The organism is Phenylobacterium sp., assembly GCF_044372605.1.
In the GTDB taxonomy this organism is placed as follows: Bacteria; Pseudomonadota; Alphaproteobacteria; order Caulobacterales; family Caulobacteraceae; genus Phenylobacterium.
In genome coordinates this window covers 1-2,915 of the sequence record NZ_JBILRO010000325.1, presented here as the reverse complement: position 1 = coordinate 2,915, position 2,915 = coordinate 1, and the positions used below count along the sequence as shown (strand labels likewise).

The window sequence follows — 2,915 nt, the reverse complement described above, 5'->3', positions numbered from 1 at the left end:
TCCAGTAGGTTGACATGGTCGCCTTCAGCGCGGTCTGTTCGGCGTTCTGGCTTGCCGCCATGCCGAACAGATAGGGCAGCTCATAGGCGTGCGCCGCGCCCTGCGGCAGGCTCAACACATACCGGCCGCCCACCATGCCGATCAGCGGCACGGCCGTCTGGTCCCGAAACTCGTACATCCACACCGGCGAGCCCTGCGCCGCAATCCTGGCCGAAACGTTCACGCCGTTGCATGAGAAGGTGCTGTCGGTTCCCGCCGCGCCGGTGGCCAGGCTGGGCTGCAGCGCCACGTCACTGCCAAAGCGGCTCAGCGGATAATACTTCTCGGTCAGGTCCTCGGCCGACAGACCCTGCTGCGCCGCCGCCACCTTCGCGCCGGCCGCATAGGCTTCAGGCGTCATCAGGAAGGATCGGTCAGCGGGATTGAAGTTCGGCGGCTTGGCCGCAAACCGCGCGCCGAACTCGCTCAGCGCCACGAACAGCAGGTTCTCGTCCTCGTTCGAACCGTTGATCACCGGAACCTTGATGTTGGCCCCTGCGGCATAGGTCGCCTGGATCGTCCGGGGCAGCACCTTGCCGTCGACGGAGGGGATCACATTGCCCACCGCCTGACCGTAGGCGCTCATCAGCTTGCCGCGCACCACCGCGTCGGGCAGGCCGCGCAGGCAGGCCGCCGTGACGGTCCCGCCGGCGCAGGCCGCGCCGGTTTCCGCCCCGGCCATCGCCTTTTCCAGCGCCGTGGCGCTCCGGGCTTCCATCGCGGCCTGCGTCAGCTGGCCCGACACCCCATAGCCGCCGCTCTGGATGATGGCCTTGTCGAACAGCCCCTTTGACAGCGGCGACGCCAGCAGCGTCAGCACGCTCATGCCGCCGGCGGATTCGCCAAAGATCGTCACGTTCTTCGCATCACCGCCAAACCGGCTGATATTGCCCCGCACCCAGCGCAGCGCCGCCTGCTGATCCATCATCCCATAGTTGCCCGCGCTGCCCCCCGCATCGCGCAGCGCCGGATGCGCCAGGAAGCCCATGGCCCCCAGCCGGTAGTGGATCGCCACCACGATCACGCCCTTTTCGACCATCGCGCTCGGATCGGCGTAGCTCGACGCGCCGCCGGTGGTGAACGCGCCGCCATGGATCCACACCATCACCGGGAACGGGCCTTTGCCGGTCGGCGTATGCACATCCAGATAGAGACAATCCTCGCTGTCGCCGCGCAAGCGGAGCATGCCCTCGGTCCCGGTCTGCAGGCAGGGCCCCGCGCTAGCGGTCTTTGCGATCGGCGCGGTCCACTTGGCCGCCGGCGCGGGCGCCGTCCAGCGAAGTTGGCCCACCGGCGGGGCCGCAAACGGAATACCGAAATAGCTGCGCATCGCCGCGCCGCGCTCAGTCGCCTGAACCGGCCCGTTCGCGGTCTTGACGACGATCGGCGCATCCGCCGCCATGGCCGGCGTCGTCGCCAGGACTGCGAGCGCGGCCAGGCTCGCGGAGATCTTCGATGTCAGGTGGCGCATGCCGTTTCCCCAGAAAGACGCGTCCCGGATCCCGGAACATTCACGCGATCTATGAGGCCGCATGAGGCCGCGCGCAACGCCCCGGCCTGGAGCGGGTTGAGGAAAAGTGGAAACCGGTTTTCCGCCCGCAACCCGCTCCAAACATATGAAGGCGATCACGTTTTTCGAGAATGGATTGGTCCAATCCATTCTCGACGTGATCTACCCCATTTTTCGATACAGCTTTGGCGTCAGCCGCCCCTTGCGCGCCAACAGCGACCGGATCTCGGCGTTCGTCGCCTGTATGCCCATCAGCCACACCTTGTCCGGGACCAGATGCTCGGCGTTGAAGGCCAGCCAGCCGTCGCGCCAGTCGCAGGCGTCGATGAAGGCCGCCCGAAAACCCGGGCATCCCCGCACCCGCGTATAGAGCGCCTTGAACGACGGCGCCCCCGGCCGCCGCACGGCCTCGCTCACCGACGCCCCGTCGCGCAGGTCGCTCAGCAACTGGCCCAACGCCCGCGCCGGTACCATGGGTCGCCGCCCCCCGCGCCGCCGCCGGCCGCGCAATCGCCGCAACGCATCGCGCTCGGCCACCCGGTTCGCCGCCAGCACCGCCCGCACCTGCGCCACCGCCTCCCCGAACGCCGGCACGACCTGCATCCACCGGAACACCGTGCAATAGGCTGGCATCCGCGGATCGGCCGTGATCGCCTTCACCGTCTCCCCCGCGCTGATCCGCGCCAGGATCAACTCCCCCATCTCCCAGGTGAAGGCGGTGTCCTTCCACCCGGACCCATGGTCCATCGGCGGGATCGGCCAGTCACGGGCGGGGTGTGGTTCGGTGGACATCCGGACAGTCCACCACGCGGCGACGTCAGTTCCGGACGTAGGATCGCAAAAAACCTCCTCTCCCCCGACGCGCGCAGCAAGGCGAGAGGGAGAGGACCAGAGGAGAGGGCCGGCTGGGCGACTCTGGCGTGACGTCGAGGGCCGGAGAGCGCCGCCGCAGCAAATCCTCTGGCCCCCACCGGCGGATCACGTTCGCACGAGCCGGCCCTCTCCTTGATCCTCTCCCTCTCGGCTTCGCCGGGGGAGAGGAGGGTGGTTGTTGGGTCATGCGGCTTCAGGAAAGAGTCTGCGCCCCTGGGTTCTAAAACCGCTGCGCAGGCCATCGTCGCTCCACCCTCACCTCGACCCTGCCATTCGAGAGGCTTACGCAAGCGCGCCCCTGCGACCCCATCGCTGACCAGCGGTAGGCCAACTGGTTCAGGCTGCAATGCGTCCCCAGCCAGTCCCTCTTGACGTGCGGATTGGGCCGCCCCGACGCCTCAAGCGTCTCCGCAACCGCGCCCTGCGCTTCTGGATAGTCGATCCACCGGACGAGACCCGGAAAGGTCATGGCGGCCACAATGACAACCGTCAG

Annotated in this window: 3 protein-coding genes; all 3 read right to left on the bottom strand. The window is 67.9% G+C overall.

Going from position 1 to position 2,915, the window contains the following annotated elements; translation table 11 throughout:
• Window positions 1–1,510: carboxylesterase/lipase family protein (locus tag ACIQ42_RS17650; protein WP_397423537.1), on the bottom strand; the 1,510-nt coding region annotated here is incomplete at its 3' end.
• A 201-nt stretch (window positions 1,511–1,711) separates the two neighbouring features.
• Complete coding sequence (locus ACIQ42_RS17645) at window positions 1,712–2,341, bottom strand: hypothetical protein (protein WP_397423536.1); 630 nt, start codon at window positions 2,339–2,341, stop codon at window positions 1,712–1,714.
• A gap of 301 nt (window positions 2,342–2,642) precedes the next feature.
• Window positions 2,643–2,915 (bottom strand): hypothetical protein (locus ACIQ42_RS17640; RefSeq protein WP_397423535.1); only part of this gene is annotated, 273 nt, incomplete at its 5' end.